General features: G+C 70.9%; 13 protein-coding genes. 3 read left to right on the forward strand and 10 right to left on the reverse strand.

Annotation, left to right across the window (positions count from 1 at the left end):
• Positions 1 to 6: 6 nt before the first annotated feature.
• The 5 genes from QFZ50_RS02245 to QFZ50_RS02265 all read right to left on the reverse strand — a co-directional run bounded on the left by QFZ50_RS02245 (position 7) and on the right by QFZ50_RS02265 (position 5282).
• Complete coding sequence (locus tag QFZ50_RS02245; RefSeq protein WP_307081508.1) at positions 7 to 1692, reverse strand: MDR family MFS transporter; 1686 nt, start codon at positions 1690 to 1692, stop codon at positions 7 to 9.
• The gene (locus tag QFZ50_RS02250; RefSeq protein ID WP_307081510.1) at positions 1689 to 2369 is read right to left on the reverse strand and encodes a TetR/AcrR family transcriptional regulator; all 681 of its coding nucleotides are present in this window, start codon (positions 2367 to 2369) and stop codon (positions 1689 to 1691) included. Before QFZ50_RS02250 ends, QFZ50_RS02245 begins: the two co-directional genes overlap by 4 nt.
• A 111-nt stretch (positions 2370 to 2480) precedes the next feature.
• Positions 2481 to 3911 carry a class II fumarate hydratase gene (locus QFZ50_RS02255; protein ID WP_307081513.1) on the reverse strand — a complete coding sequence of 477 codons (1431 nt, stop codon included), beginning with the start codon at positions 3909 to 3911 and terminating at the stop codon, positions 2481 to 2483.
• Between the two features lie 16 nt (positions 3912 to 3927).
• Positions 3928 to 4548, reverse strand: a complete 621-nt coding sequence (locus tag QFZ50_RS02260) for a carbonic anhydrase (RefSeq protein ID WP_307081515.1) — start codon at positions 4546 to 4548, stop codon at positions 3928 to 3930.
• Positions 4549 to 4613: 65 nt separating this feature from the next.
• Positions 4614 to 5282, reverse strand: coding sequence for a DUF4245 domain-containing protein (locus tag QFZ50_RS02265; RefSeq protein WP_307081517.1), 669 nt, complete (start codon positions 5280 to 5282; stop codon positions 4614 to 4616).
• Between the two features lie 154 nt (positions 5283 to 5436).
• Here QFZ50_RS02265 and glpX point away from each other — a divergent pair, with 154 nt between their 5' ends.
• Positions 5437 to 6489, forward strand: coding sequence for a class II fructose-bisphosphatase (glpX, locus tag QFZ50_RS02270; protein ID WP_307081519.1), 1053 nt, complete (start codon positions 5437 to 5439; stop codon positions 6487 to 6489).
• A 73-nt stretch (positions 6490 to 6562) separates the two neighbouring features.
• Complete coding sequence (locus QFZ50_RS02275; RefSeq protein WP_307081521.1) at positions 6563 to 7597, forward strand: lipid II:glycine glycyltransferase FemX; 1035 nt, start codon at positions 6563 to 6565, stop codon at positions 7595 to 7597.
• 22 nt (positions 7598 to 7619) lie between these two features.
• Here the strand turns inward: QFZ50_RS02275 and manA are convergent, their stop codons facing one another.
• The 4 genes from manA to QFZ50_RS02295 all read right to left on the reverse strand — a co-directional run bounded on the left by manA (position 7620) and on the right by QFZ50_RS02295 (position 12318).
• Positions 7620 to 8963 carry a mannose-6-phosphate isomerase, class I gene (manA, locus tag QFZ50_RS02280; protein WP_307081523.1) on the reverse strand — a complete coding sequence of 448 codons (1344 nt, stop codon included), beginning with the start codon at positions 8961 to 8963 and terminating at the stop codon, positions 7620 to 7622.
• 63 nt (positions 8964 to 9026) lie between these two features.
• Positions 9027 to 10601 (reverse strand): LCP family glycopolymer transferase, encoded by a 1575-nt coding sequence (locus tag QFZ50_RS02285; protein WP_307081525.1) that lies wholly within the window; start codon positions 10599 to 10601, stop codon positions 9027 to 9029.
• A complete protein-coding gene (purE, locus tag QFZ50_RS02290; protein ID WP_307086595.1) occupies positions 10598 to 11101 on the reverse strand; it encodes a 5-(carboxyamino)imidazole ribonucleotide mutase in 504 nt (167 codons plus the stop codon). Before purE ends, QFZ50_RS02285 begins: the two co-directional genes overlap by 4 nt.
• Before the next feature lie 41 nt (positions 11102 to 11142).
• A complete protein-coding gene (locus QFZ50_RS02295; RefSeq protein ID WP_307081527.1) occupies positions 11143 to 12318 on the reverse strand; it encodes a 5-(carboxyamino)imidazole ribonucleotide synthase in 1176 nt (391 codons plus the stop codon).
• A gap of 278 nt (positions 12319 to 12596) precedes the next feature.
• Here QFZ50_RS02295 and QFZ50_RS02300 point away from each other — a divergent pair, with 278 nt between their 5' ends.
• Positions 12597 to 13166: a GtrA family protein gene (locus tag QFZ50_RS02300; RefSeq protein WP_307081529.1), complete on the forward strand. Its 570-nt coding sequence runs from the start codon at positions 12597 to 12599 to the stop codon at positions 13164 to 13166.
• Here the strand turns inward: QFZ50_RS02300 and QFZ50_RS02305 are convergent.
• Positions 13141 to 13875 (reverse strand): TIGR03089 family protein, encoded by a 735-nt coding sequence (locus QFZ50_RS02305; protein ID WP_307081530.1) that lies wholly within the window; start codon positions 13873 to 13875, stop codon positions 13141 to 13143. The genes QFZ50_RS02300 and QFZ50_RS02305 overlap by 26 nt on opposite strands.
• Between the last annotated feature and the right edge of the window lie 225 nt (positions 13876 to 14100).

The following is a 14100-nucleotide window of genomic DNA, read 5'->3' on the forward strand; positions in this document are numbered from 1 at the left end:
GCCGGGTCAGGAACCGGAGCCCTTCGACGGGCCGGCCGGCGAGCCCGCGGAGCGCCCGTCGGGCGTGGCGCCGGCCGCCTTGGTGGGCGTGATGCCGGCGGCGCGCTCACGCTCCAGCCGGAGCGCCTCCTCGCCGCCGATCGCCTCGCCGCGTGCCACCATGCCCGAGGTCTCGGACAGCGGGATCTCACGCAGCAGGAGCGCCAGGACGAGCGCGATGACGAGGAACGGTACCAGGTACAGGAACACGGGTGCCAGGGACTCGGCGTAGTCGCTCACCACGGCGTCGCGCACCTGGTCCGGCAGTGCGTTCAGCGCCGCGGGGTCCAGGGTGGAGGTCGCCTGTCCGGCGGCCTCCGGGCTCGCGCCGGAGGCCGCGAAGGTCTCCCGCAGCCGCTCGGAGAGGCGGCTCGTGAAGATCGCGCCGAAGACGGCGACGCCGAGGGACGCGCCGACCTCCCGGAAGTAGTTGTTGGTGCTCGTCGCGACGCCGATCATGGTGGGCGCCACCGAGTTCTGCACCACGAGGATGATCACCTGCATGATGAGCCCGAGGCCCGCGCCGAAGAAGAAGAGCATCGTGCAGATGACCCAGATGGGCGTGCTCGCCGCGAGGGTGGACATCCAGAGCAGCGTGGCCAGGGTCAGCGACACCCCGATGATGGGGTACTTCCGGTAGCGGCCGGTGCGGGAGATCGCGATGCCGGAGAAGATCGACGTGCCCATGAGGCCCACGATCATGGGCAGGAGCAGGAGGCCGGACACCGCTGCCGAGGTGCCGGAGGCCATCTGCAGGAACGTGGGCATGAAGGCGAGCGCGGCGAACATGCCGAGGCCCAGCGTGAGGCCGATGCCGGTGCTGGTGACGAACGTGCGGTTGCGGAACAGCTCGAGCGGGATGATGGGGTCCTCCGCGCGGCGCTCGACCATCACGAAGGCGACCGCCGCGAGGACCATGCCGGCACCGAAGGCCCACGTGAGCGGCGAGGTCCAGCCCTCCTCGGCGTCCCCGCCGAAGTCCGTGAAGAAGATCAGGCAGGTCGTGGCGATGGACAGCAGGACGACGCCGGGGATGTCGATGCGCTTGGTCGCCTTCTTGGTCGGCAGGCGCAGCGTGAACCAGGCGATCGCGAAGGCCGCGATGCCGACCGGGATGTTGATGTAGAACGCCCAGTTCCAGGTCAGGTGGTCCACGAAGTAGCCGCCGAGGAGCGGGCCGGCGACGGCGCTGAGGCCGAAGATGCCGCCGAGGGGGCCCATGTACTTGCCGCGCTCGTTGGCGGGCACGATGTCGGCGATGATCGCCTGGGACAGGATCATGAGCCCGCCGCCGCCCAGTCCCTGGATGGCCCGGAAGATCACGAAGGCCCAGAAGTCGGTGGCGAAGGCACAGCCGATGGAGGCGACGGTGAAGAGCGCGATGGCGAAGAGGAACAGGTTGCGGCGCCCGAGGACGTCGCCGAACTTGCCGTAGATCGGCATCACGATCGTGGTGGCGAGCAGGTACGCCGTGGTGATCCAGGTCTGGTGCTCGACGCCGCCGAGCTGACCCACGATGGTGGGCATGGCGGTGGAGACGATGGTCTGGTCGAGGCTGGAGAGCAGCATCCCGGCGATGAGGGCGGAGAAGATGATCCAGATACGCTTCTGCGTCAGGAGGAGCGGGCCTGTCGGCGCCGTCGTTGTACTCATGCGTGGTCCTGGTTCTGGGAGGCGGGGAGGTCGCGGGCGACCCCGGGGTGGGAGGGGAAGAGGAGACGGAGCGCGTCGATGTTCCGGCGGATGACGTCGGGGTAGCTCAGCTCGTTGCCTTCGGCGAAGAACTCGTCGAGGGACCGGCGGGCTAGGCCGCCCAGCACGAACGTGGCGACGCGGGGCGTGGGATGGTCAGCGGGCAGGCCCTCCCGCGCGATGATGAGGTCGACCAGCAGCTGGGACTTCGACTCGGCGCGGGCGAACAGCCTGGGCATGAGCTGCGGCTCCCGCTGCAGGACGGCCGACATCATCTCGTACTCCTCGCGGGAGATGGCGAGCCTGGAGCCGAACTCGGCGAAGAGGTCCGTGAGTGCGTCGATCAGCGGCTTCGGCGGGTCGGTGCGCCCTGACAGGACGAACGCGTCGAGGATCTCCTCGGGCATCTCCTCGTCGGAGTGTCCGAGGACGGCATCCTCCTTCGAGGGGAAGTAGTTGAAGAAGGTACGGCGGGAGATGCCGATCTCGTCGCAGAGCTGCTCGACGGTGAACCCGCCGAGGCCGTGGTCGAGGGTCAGCCGGCGGGCGGCCGCCACGAGGGAGGACCGGGTCTGGAGGCGCTTGCGCTCCCGCAGCCCGAGATCCTCTCTTTTTGCACTATCCATCACGGAGTACATATTTGCACTTTGATAGCTTCAGTGCAAATTGATGCGGGGCGCAGAAGAGGCACGGAGAAGGGCGCACCCGTGGTGGGCGCGCCCTTCTCCGTGCCTGGTCCTGCCTGCGGGTCAGGCCTGCGGCGGCCGCGTCATCGACAGCACGTCGAGGGCGGAGTCCAGCTGCTCCTCGGTCAGCTCCCCGCGCTCCACGAAGCCGAGGGCGAGCACCGCCTCACGGACGGTGAGGCCCTCGGCCACGGCCTTCTTGGCGATCTTCGCCGCGTTCTCGTACCCGATGTGCTTGTTGAGGGGCGTGACGATCGAGGGGGAGGCCTCGGCGAGGAAGCGTGCGCGCTCGACGTTGGCGGTGATGCCGTCGATCATGCGGTCCGCGGACACCCGCGTCGAGTTGCTCAGGAGACGGATCGACTCGAGCACGTTGCGGGCGATCACGGGGATGCCGACGTTGAGCTCGAACGCACCGTTGGTGCCGGACCACGCCACGGTGGCGTCATTGCCGACCACCTGGGCGCAGACCATGATGACGGCCTCGGCGATGACGGGGTTGACCTTGCCCGGCATGATCGACGAGCCGGGCTGCAGGTCGGGGAGGGCGATCTCGCCGAGGCCCGTGTTGGGGCCGGATCCGAGCCAGCGCAGGTCGTTGTGGATCTTGGTCAGGGAGACGGCGATGGTGCGCAGCATCCCCGACACCTCGACGAGCGCGTCACGGTTCGCCTGGGCCTCGAAGTGGTCGCGCGCCTCCGTGAGGGGGAGCCCCGTGTCCTCGGCGAGGAGCTCGATGACCCGGGCGGAGAAGCCCGCGGGCGTGTTGATGCCGGTCCCCACGGCGGTGCCGCCGAGGGGGACCTCGGCCACGCGCGGGAGCGAGGCCTCGATGCGCTCGATCCCGTAGCGGACCTGCGCGGCGTAGCCGCCGAATTCCTGGCCCAGGGTGACCGGTGTGGCATCCATGAGGTGCGTGCGGCCGGACTTCACCACCGTGCTGAACTCCTCGGCCTTGCGCTCCAGCGCCTCGGCGAGGTGCGCCAGCGACGGGATGAGGTCCTTCACGAGGGCGGAGGTCGCCGCGACGTGGACCGAGGTCGGGAAGACGTCGTTGGAGGACTGCGAGGCGTTGACGTGGTCGTTCGGGTGCACCGTCGTGGCACTGCCGGCCGCCTCGAGGGCCCGGCTCGCGAGGGTCGCGATGACCTCGTTGGCGTTCATGTTCGAGGACGTGCCCGAGCCGGTCTGGTAGATGTCCACGGGGAAGTCGCCGTCGTACCGCCCGGACGCGACGTCCTCGGCCGCCGCCTCGATGGCACGGGCGCGCTCCTCGTCGAGGACGCCGAGCTCGGCGTTGGCCGTGGCCGCCGCCTTCTTGATGCGGGCCAGCGCCTCGATGTGGGCGCGCTCGAGGGTGGTGCCGGAGATCGGGAAGTTCTCGACGGCGCGCTGCGTCTGCGCCCGGTACAGGGCGTCGACCGGGACCCGCACCTCGCCCATGGTGTCGTGTTCGATGCGGTACTCGGGGCTGGCTTCAGGCGTTGGCGTCATGCGGCAATTCTCGCCTTCAGTTCTCCACCGCGCCAAATCCGGACACGAGCACGGCCTTGCCCTCGTCGAGGCGGTAGGAGACGCCGATGACGGCGGTGGCCCCCGCCTCGATCGCGTCCGCGATCACGCGCGAGCTGTCCACCAGCCGGTGCGCCGTCTGCCGCGTGTGCTCGACGACCGTCGAGTTCACGTCCGTGACCCCCGCGCGCCGCGCCGCGAGGACCGACGGCGTGATGCGCTCCACCAGGTCACGGATGAAGCCCACGGGCATGTCGCCGGTCTCGATCGTGTTCATGGTCGCGGTCACGGCGCCGCAGCTGTCGTGGCCGAGGACCACGATCAGCGGGACGCCGAGCACGGCGACGCTGTACTCGAGGGAACCGAGGACGGCGTCGTCGATCACCTGCCCGGCCGTGCGGACCACGAAGGCGTCGCCGAGGCCGAGGTCGAAGATGATCTCGGCGGCGAGGCGGGAGTCCGAGCAGCCGAAGATCACGGCGAACGGGTTCTGCCGGTCCACGAGGGCCGCGCGGCGGGAGGCGTCCTGGTTCGGATGGGAGGCGTCAGCGGCGACGAAACGGGCGTTGCCCTCCTGCAGGCGGAGCCACGCGTCGGCCGGGGTCAGTTGCTGGGTCACGCGCCCACTGTACTGGTCCGCGCGCGTCCCGCCGCGTGGAAGTCGCGCCGGACCGGTTCGATGACTCAGGCGCCGTCCGCGCCGGCCGATGCCAGGCGCTCGGCCTCCTCTGCGGCGTTCTGCCGCACGTCCTCGATGACGGCGGTCCCCATCGTGTCGAACTCGGAGAGGGCCGCCTCGCCGTTGAGGATCACCGTGGCGCCGTCGACGTCGGACCTGAGCACGGTGTCGCCGTCCGGCGCGTCGAGCAGTTCCCACTCCAGCCCGCCGATGGTCCGTGAGCCCGAGACCTGCGCGTCGCCGATCCGCTGGGCCACCCAGGTGGGGTTGGCGTCGTCGGTCTGGGTGAGCTGGATGAAACCGGTGTCCGAGGTCAGGAATCCGACCTCCCAGAAGTCCACGCCGTCGCTGCTGCCGGACACCCAGCGGGCGTAGTTGGACGACCAGCCCTCGGGGAGGGCGGGCGAGGCGGGGAGGTAACCGGCGTCCCCGGCCGCCTGGCGGGCGATGGTCGCGACGTCGATGTCGCGCCGGTACGTCTCGGCCTTGTACGTGGGGTTCAGGAAATAGACGGGGAGCACGACGGCGATCGTCGCCCCCGTGGCGATCAGCATGCCGCGTGCCGTCGCGCTCGCACGCTTGGCCTGGTTGGGGGAGAGCGTGATGGGCGGCGCGTCGTCGTTCAGTTCCGCCTCGGTGCCGGGGGTGGTCCGCTCATCGCCTTGATCGCTCACCCGTCCATTTTCGCTGATGCGGCGCGCGCCACCTAACCGGCGGCCACCGTACAGGGGAGAACGTCGGCAGCATCACAGGGACCCGGAGGCGCCGCACGCCTATGATGGCACCACGGCACCACCGGGTCCGCGAACGGCCCGACCACCTTCGACGATGAGGATTGACGTGTCCCAGAACGCCAGCAACGCCCAGTACTCCACGCTCTCACCGGCGCTCGCCGTCGGCGACGACGAGCCGGACCGGAACCTCGCCCTCGAACTCGTCCGCGTCACGGAAGCCGCGGCCATCGCCGGCGGCCACTGGGTGGGGTTCGGCGACAAGAACCTGGCCGACGGCGCCGCCGTGGACGCCATGCGCTCGCTCCTGCAGACCGTCCACTTCAACGGCATCGTGGTGATCGGCGAGGGCGAGAAGGACGAGGCGCCCATGCTCTTCAACGGAGAGCGCGTGGGGGACGGCAGCGGACCGGAGTGCGACGTCGCCGTCGACCCGATCGACGGGACCCGGCTGACGGCCCTGGGCATCAACAACGCCCTCGCGGTGCTCGCCGTCGCCGAGCGCGGCTCGATGTTCGACCCCTCCGCCGTGTTCTACATGGAGAAGCTCGTCACCGGCCCCGAGGCCGCCGACATGGTGGACCTGCGCCTGCCCGTGAAGCAGAACCTGCACCTCATCGCGAAGGCCAACAACAAGAAGGTCAGCCAGCTCAACGTGATGATCCTGGACCGCGACCGGCACAAGCCCCTCGTGGAGGAGATCCGCGCCGCCGGCGCGCGCACCAAGTTCATCATGGACGGCGACGTCGCCGGGGCGATCGCCGCGGCCCGCGAGGGCACCGATGTCGACGCCCTCATGGGGATCGGCGGGACCCCCGAGGGCATCGTGGCGGCGTGCGCCATCAAGTCCCTCGGCGGCGTCATCCAGGGCCGTCTCTGGCCGACCAGCGACGAGGAGAAGCAGAAGGCCCTCGACGCCGGGCACGACCTCGAGCGCGTGCTCTCGACCAACGACCTCGTGACCAGCGACAACTGCTACTTCGCGGCGACCGGGATCACCGACGGCGACCTGCTGCGCGGCGTGCGCTACAGCAAGGACAAGGTCCTCACCCAGTCGATGGTCATGCGCTCGAAGTCGGGCACCATCCGGGTGGTCGACGGCGAGCACCAGGCCCACAAGTGGGAGACCTACGCCCGCGTGAAGGACTGATCCGCAGAAGTTCCGCGCGCAGGCGCCCGCAGCCCCGGCTCCGGGGCGGCGGGCGCCCCTATAGGCTGGTCGGATGAGCCTTTCCGTTTCGCCCTGCTTCGACCGCGCCCTCTGGGACTCCACCGTCAACCAGCTGGGCGGGCATCCGCAGCAGCTGTGGGGGTGGGGGCAGACGAAGGCCGCGCACGGCTGGAGTGCCGACCGCGTGCTGGTCGCCGAGGACGGGGTGGTCGTCGGTGCGGCGCAGATCGTGGTGCGCCCGCTGCCGCTGCCGCTGCGGAACCTGGCGTACATCCCGCGCGGCCCCCAGACGGCCGAGGGGCGGGGGATCGAGGTCCTCGAGGCGATCGCCGGATACGTCCGGGAGGCCCACCACTCGGTGGCGCTCTCGATCGAGCCCGACTGGGATGCGGCGAGCGACGTCGTCCAGGCGTTGCCGGCCGCGGGCTGGAAGGAGAGCGCCAACACCATCCTCATCGGGCGGACGCTGATCCTCGATCTGCGCCGCACGGAGGACGAGCTGCTCGCGGACATGACGAAGAAGCACCGCCAGTACGTCCGCAAGTCGGGCCGGGAGGGCCTCTCGATCCGCCGCGTGGTGCGCAGCGAGCTCGGCGCCTGCCTCGACGTCTACCGGCTGACGGCCGAGCGCGCAGGGTTCGGCATCCACGCGGACGCCTACTACCTGGACATCTTCGACAACCTCGGCGACGCCTCGCCGGTGTACGCGGCGTTCCAGGGCGACGACGTCGTCGCCTTCCTGTGGATCTCCGCGACGGATGCGACGTCCTTCGAGCTCTACGGCGGCATGACCGAGGAGGGCGAGCGGCTGCGCGCCAACTACGCGCTGAAGTGGTTCGCCATCCAGGAGATGAAGGCGCGCGGTGTGGCCCGCTACGACTTCAACGGCCTCCTCAACGACGGCGTGTCCCGCTTCAAGATGGGCTGGGCGCAGCACGAGGACCAGCTCGCCGGCACGTGGGACCTGCCACTCTCGCCGTTCTACCCCGTGTTCAGCCGGGCACTGCCCGTCGCGAAGCGCGGCATGCAGCTCGCGCGCCGGCAGGCCGCCAGGGCGGTCGGCGCGGTGCGGCGCGTGCGCGCCTAGCAGCCCGCCCGGCCGCCGGCTCCTACAGCGAGGGCAGTGCGCCGCCGACGGTGACGGCGAACGCCAGCACGGGGCCGTCCGTCGCCCCGTGCCGGTCGGCCGCCGGGCGGACGACGAGCGGCGCCTCGGACGCCGCGACGAAGGCGCTGCCGCCGCGCGGGACCAGGAGGGTCGAGTTCGGGGTGTCGAGCAGGATCGGCCCGCTGACGGCGAGGACCACCACGGGCCCGTTCTGCACCACCGGGACGTGCGCGGGGGTGAGACTCTCGTCCGCGGGCAGGGGGCCCCGCGCGTCGTCGGCACCGCCGGCACTCTCGCCCGGCTCGCCCCCGGGGCCCGCGGCGGGGTCCGCGAGCTCGATGCGCTGGAGCTGGAACTCCTCGAAGGGCGGACGGTACAGCTCCTGGTCGAGGAGTGTGGAGTCCGGGGTCAGTGCCGGGGGAGCGAGCGGCTCGAAGACCACTGTGGCGAGCAGCTCGCCGGTGTCCACGTGCTTGGGCGTGAGGCCGCCCCGCAGCACGTTGTCGGACGACGCCATGACCTCGATCCCCAGCCCGCTCAGGTACGCGTGGATGTTCCCGGCCGGCAGGTAGAGGGCCTCCCCGGGGCGCAGCGAGACCCGGTTGAGCAGCAGGGCCACGAGGACGCCCGGGTCTCCGGGGTACTGGCCGGCGAGCTCGGCGATGGTCGCGAGATCGCGGGCGGCCGCCGATCCCTCCCCGGCGCGGCCCGCGGCGGCCTCGACCTCGTCGACGACCTCCGGGGGTGCCTCGAGCAGCAGCGTGAAGGACGACCGCAGTGCGGCGTCGCCGCCCGACGTGAGGTGCGCGGCGACGGTGTCGAGGAGGGCGTGGGCCTTCGAGCCCGGGGGGACGGCGGTGGCGAGCATCGCGAAGATGCCCGCGGCCTCGGGCAGGGGCCGGAATCCGCAGAGGGCCTCGAAGGGCGTCAGGGCGTAGATCATCTCCGGCTTGTGGTTCCGGTCCCGGTAGTTGCGGTGCCCCGCATCCCGGGGCACGCCGGCGGCCTCCTCAGCCTCGAAGCCCGCGGACGCCTGCTCGAGGCTCGGATGCACCTGCAGGGACAGGGCCGAACCGGCCGCGAGCACCTTCATCAGGAAGGGCAGGCGGTTCCCGAAACGCTCGGCGACGGGTTCGCCGAGGAGACCCGCGGGGTCCCGCTCGATCAGCTCGTGGAGGCCCACCCGGGCGCCGTCCGGCTGGACCGCGTGCGACGGCGAGTCGGGGTGGGCGCCGATCCACAGTTCCGCCTCCGGTCCGCCCGAGGGTTCCCTGCCCAGCAGGTCGGCGATGGCGCGCTCCGATCCCCAGGCGTAGGGGCGGAGGGTGTTGTCCAGGAGGTACATCGTGTTCGGTCCTTCGGCTGGTCGGGGTGGTCGTGCGGCCGGGTCAGCGCAGGGGAGCGCGGGTCAGGCGGGGGAGCACTGCCCGTTGTCCGCCAGCAGGTCGCCGAGCGTCGCGTCGTCGCCGATCGTGGCGAGCTCCTGCAGGTACTCCTCCGTGATGCCGTCGTCGGTGGTCTGCGCCGGCAGCCCGGACACCACACCGGCGCGCTCCAGGGGCAGCGCAGCGGCAGCGGCGGGAGTGGCACCGCTGCCGGCGATCATCTCCTGCACGCGGTCGTGGATGAGGTCGAAGTCCGGATAGGTCACGAAGTTCTCCGCGGGCGTGCCGAAGTCCGGAGGGCCGATCGTGAGGCGGCGGGTCTCCTGGCCCTTGGCCTTGAGGCCGAGGTCCACGAAGCTCGCCAGCTGGTCCTGGGGGATGTCCGTCTCGACGATCTGCGTGCCCGCCGCGGCGATCGACTGGAAGCGCGTGAGCACGGTGGCGGGATCGAGCTGCGCGATCATCGCCTGCTGGACGCACTGCTGGCGCGCGATGCGGTCGTAGTCCGTCACGAATTCGCGCGACCTCGCGTACCAGAGGGCGTGGTAGCCGTCGAGCGTCTGCACGCCGGGCTTGATCCAGCCGTCCGGCGGGTAGTGGCGGATCGGGTCGGAGCCGGGGATCTCGCCCGCGGTGATCGGCACCCAGCCGCCCGCGTCGATCCTGATCCCGCCCATGGCGTCCACGAGCTGCTCGAAGCCGTTCATGTCGACGAGCAGGTAGGACTGCACCTCGATCCCGAGGACGCCGCTCGCGGCGTCCATCATGGCCTCGGCGCCCGGATCCGCGGCGCCGGGGTACAGGTCGGTGTAGTTCTGCGTGACGTCGGTGTAGAGGCTGTTGATGATGCAGGGGTCGCCGCAGTTGTACCCGTCGGGGTAGACGTCCCAGAGGGGGGAGTCCGCGGAGAACTGGGCGTTCTGGAAGTTGCGCGGGATGCTGAACGTCACGGTGGAGCCGGTCTCGGCGTCCACGCTGATCACGGAGATGCTGTCGGGCCGTCGGCCCGTGCGGTCCTCGCCCGCGTCGCCGCCCATGAGCAGAAAGTTGTAGCGCCCGTCCACGGGGTCGAAGGCAGGGCCCGACTGGAAGATCGAGCCCACCGTCGACCGGCCGACCCCGAGCACGTAGGCGCCGTAGGCGAGCGACCCGCTGGTGAGGACCATGAGGAGCGCCAGTGCCCCGGCGACGAGGGGACGGACCCCGCGGTCGAGCAGGGGCATCCGGATGAGCCGCAGGGTGTTGACGAACAGCAGCGCCCAGCCGAGCGCGATGCCCAGGAGCGCGACGATCAGTGCCAGGGACCACCACCGGTGGGTGACGATGCCGACAGCGAGGGTGCGGTTGGTGAGGGCGACGACGAGCCCGAGGAGGATCAGCGCCCAGCACGCGAAGGTGGTCCTGAGGGCCCTGCGCCCGAGCCGCCGGTCTCCCGCGACGACCTGCGCGGAGCCGGGCAGCACGAGGGTCATGGCGAGCAGGACGAACGCCCGCTTCGTGCGGACCTCGGGTGGCGCGGTCTGCGGGTAGCGGACGGGGTTGGTGAGTCCGGGTGTGCCGGACTCGGCGGCGCCGTGCACGCGGGTACCCATGATCATGCGTCGTCTGCCGTCGATGCGGCGATGCGTGACCGCAGCGCGGCGCCCTTCTCCTCGGCGGTCACCTTCAGGGCACGGGCGAAGTCGACGAGCTGCGCGCGGAGCAGAGCCGCCTGGTCGTCCGTGCCGGCGGCCAGCATACGGACGGCGAGGAGGCCGGCGTTGCGGGCGCCGCCGATCGACACCGTGGCGACGGGCACGCCGGCGGGCATCTGGACGATCGACAGCAGCGAGTCCATGCCGTCGAGGTAGCGCAGGGGCACGGGGACGCCGATCACGGGCAGCGGCGTCACCGAGGCGAGCATGCCCGGCAGGTGGGCGGCGCCACCGGCGCCGGCGATGATGACGCGCAGGCCCCGTTCGTGGGCCGTCCGGCCGTACTCGATCATGGCCTCGGGCATGCGGTGGGCGGAGACGACGTCCGCCTCAAAGGGGACCGAGAACTCGGCCAGCGCGGCGGCGGCCGCCTCCATCACCGGCCAGTCGGAGTCCGAGCCCATCACGAGGCCTACCTGGGCGTTCGTCACTGCATTCCCTTCGGTCAATCCTTGTCGGAGGAGGGCAGGTCCGTGCCGTCGCGGAGTATCGCGGCAACCCTCGAGGCCCTCTCGCGCACCGCGGCGAGCGGCTCTCCCGGAGCCGCGAGCGCGTTCACGTGGCCGATCTTGCGGCCCGGACGCACGTCCTTGCCGTAGAAGTGCACCTTAGCGGACGGACCTGAGGACAGGGCCGTCGGGTAGGCGCCGTAGATGTCGGTGTTGGCGCCCCCGAGGACGTTCTTCATCACCGCGTGCTGTGCGACGGCATGCGTCGCGCCGAGCGGGAGGTCGAGCACGGCCCGGAGGTGCTGCTCGAACTGGCCCGTGGCGGCTCCGTCCATGGTCCAGTGGCCCGAGTTGTGCGGGCGCATGGCGAGCTCGTTGATGAGGTACCCGGCTCCGACGCCGGGCGTCTCGAACAGCTCCACCGCCATGACGCCCGTGACGCCGAGGCGCTCGGCGAGGCGCAGCGCGGCGGAGGTGACGGCGTCGGCGACGTCGTCGGGCAGGTGGGGTGCGGGGGCCAGGACCTCGTCGCACACACTGTCCACCTGGATGGACTCCACGACCGGCCACGTCACGGCATCTCCGGAGGGACGCCGTGCCACGAGCACGGAGAGCTCACGGCTGAACGGCACGAACTGCTCCACCAGGAGTTCACCGCCGGTGAGCCACGGTTCGGCCGCGGCGAGTCCCGCGGCGTCGCGCAGCACGAGCACGCCCTTGCCGTCGTACCCGCCGCGCGGTGTCTTCAGGACGACGGGCCAGCCGGTGGCGTCGGCGAAGGCCTCGATATCGGTGGCGGTCCGCACGGCCCGCCAGGCAGGGTTGGGCAGGCCGAGCTCCTCGACCGCGCGCCGCATCACCAGCTTGTCCTGGGCGTGGCGGAGGGCCGGCGGCGAGGGGTGGATGGCCACGCCGTCGAGGGCCAGCTCCGCCAGCAGCTCACCGGGGACGTGCTCGTGGTCGAAGGTGAGGACGTCGACGCCCGCGGCGAAGGCGCGTACGGCGTCCAGGTCGCGGTAGTCGCCGACCTCCGCATGGGCCACGGCGGCCACCGCCGAGACGTCCGGTCCCTCCGCGAGGACGCGGAGTTCGAGCCCCAGCTCGACGGCGGGGCCTGCCATCATCCGGGCGAGCTGGCCGCCGCCGATCACGCCTATCACGGGAAAAGTCACCACTACAGGGTACCCACGGCGGGGTCGGGCGCTGCCATCGGCCGGGCGCGGCGCGGCCTCGCCGGGCCGATTACCGGGAAGCTCTCAGGTTGCCAACAGCCGATCGGCTGCGCGGCTGCCCGTCCGACACCGTAAAATGGGGTCGAAACACGCCATGCAAAGGTCAGCCGGGGTGGCTTGCTCTGCTGGCCCCTGTCGCGGTTCGTCCTGCAACCGTCGGGAGACATTCCCTGCGACGGCGTTCGGACCGACCGCGGAGGTAAGCAGTGGCAGGACTCATGGACAGGATCAGGGGCCTCGCATCCCTCTTCTGGCGCGAGGTGGCGAAGTTCGGCGCCGTCGGAGGCGTGGCCTTCGTCATCGACAACGGGCTGTACTGGTACCTGATCCACGGGCCCATGAGCGGCAGCGAGGTCAAGGCGCGCTTCGTCTCGGCGGGCGTGGCCACGATCTTCGCCTGGGTCGCCAACCGTTACTGGACGTTCCGCCACCGCCGCCAGCCGAATGCGGCCCGCGAGCTCGTGATGTTCGTCTTCATCAACGTGATCGGCATGGGGATCGCGGCGGGCTGTGTATGGGTGGCCAAGTACGGCTTCGACGTGACCGAGCCGAGCGTGCTGTTCCTCGTCGGGATCTTCGGGACGGTCCTCGCGACGCTCGTGCGCTTCGTCGCCTACCGCTTCTGGGTGTTCAACGCGGAGCTCGACGCCGAGCCCGAGTTCAGCCGCGACAAGGAGCTCCTCCACACCGGCCAGCTGCGCCAGCAGACCGCGACCGTACCGTCGGAGACAGCAGCGCCTGCAGCTCCTGCGGGTGAGCAGGTCAGGCGGTCCCCAGCCGGGCAGTGACGCGCTCGCCGGCCAGCAGGCGATCCGTGACGGGGACCCCGTCCTCGACGAGGACGAGGACGCCGCCCTGCGTCCAGACGGCCAGCGCCGTGGCGAGGGCCTGCTGGAGGTCCGTCCCCGGCTCGAGCAGCAGGGTGGGTCCATCCGCGCCGCCGTCCGCGCCGGCCGGCAGGGTCACCGAGGCCAGCAGGTCCCGGGACGTCAGGATCCGGCCTCCGGTGTCCAGGAGTGGGGCGTCGTCGTCGCCGGTCTGCCCCAGGTAGACGTCGCCGTGTGAGCGCACCTCGGCGGCGAAGTCCACGGCCCCGTGCGGTAGCGGTCCGTCCCAGGCCAGGGCCAGCGATCCGAGCGCCACGCAGACGAGCAGGCCCGGGGGGTCGACCGCGGGAACCGCGCGCGACGTCAGGACGATGTCGGCGCCGGCCGCCGGGGAGGCCGTGTCGTCCGACAGGACCACGAGGGCACCGACCTGCCAGCAGGCGAAGGCGAGGGCCAGGGACTTCCAGTGCGGGGGCAGGTCGACGGCGACGCGGCTCGCATCGGTCGCGTCGAGCTCGTCGACGAGGAGGTTGGAGCTCTTGGCCACCCAGTTGTCGAAGACGCGCCCCGACAGCTCGATCCGGCCGTCCCTGCCGTGCCAGACCAGGCGGGGCGAGGAGGAGTTGACCGACCGCATCTCGGCCAGGATGCCTGCGGGTGTCTGTGGCATGATGGGTCACTTCCGGCTCGGGTGGACTACTTGGACGCGCCGACAAAGACAGGTAGTAAAGTCGGCGTGGCGCCCGTGTTTCTGCGGTAGCGACTCTATATCATCCGCTCCGTCGCTTGACGAAAATCGACTTACACCCGTGTAATTAGACATCGGATTGGTTCCAGCAGCGGGGCGCGAGGGTCGACCCATGCTGATGTTGGAACGGAAACACCGGAAGGGCTA

Origin of the sequence: Arthrobacter agilis, assembly GCF_030816075.1 — a bacterium.
GTDB lineage: Bacteria > Actinomycetota > Actinomycetes > Actinomycetales > Micrococcaceae > Arthrobacter_D > Arthrobacter_D agilis_E.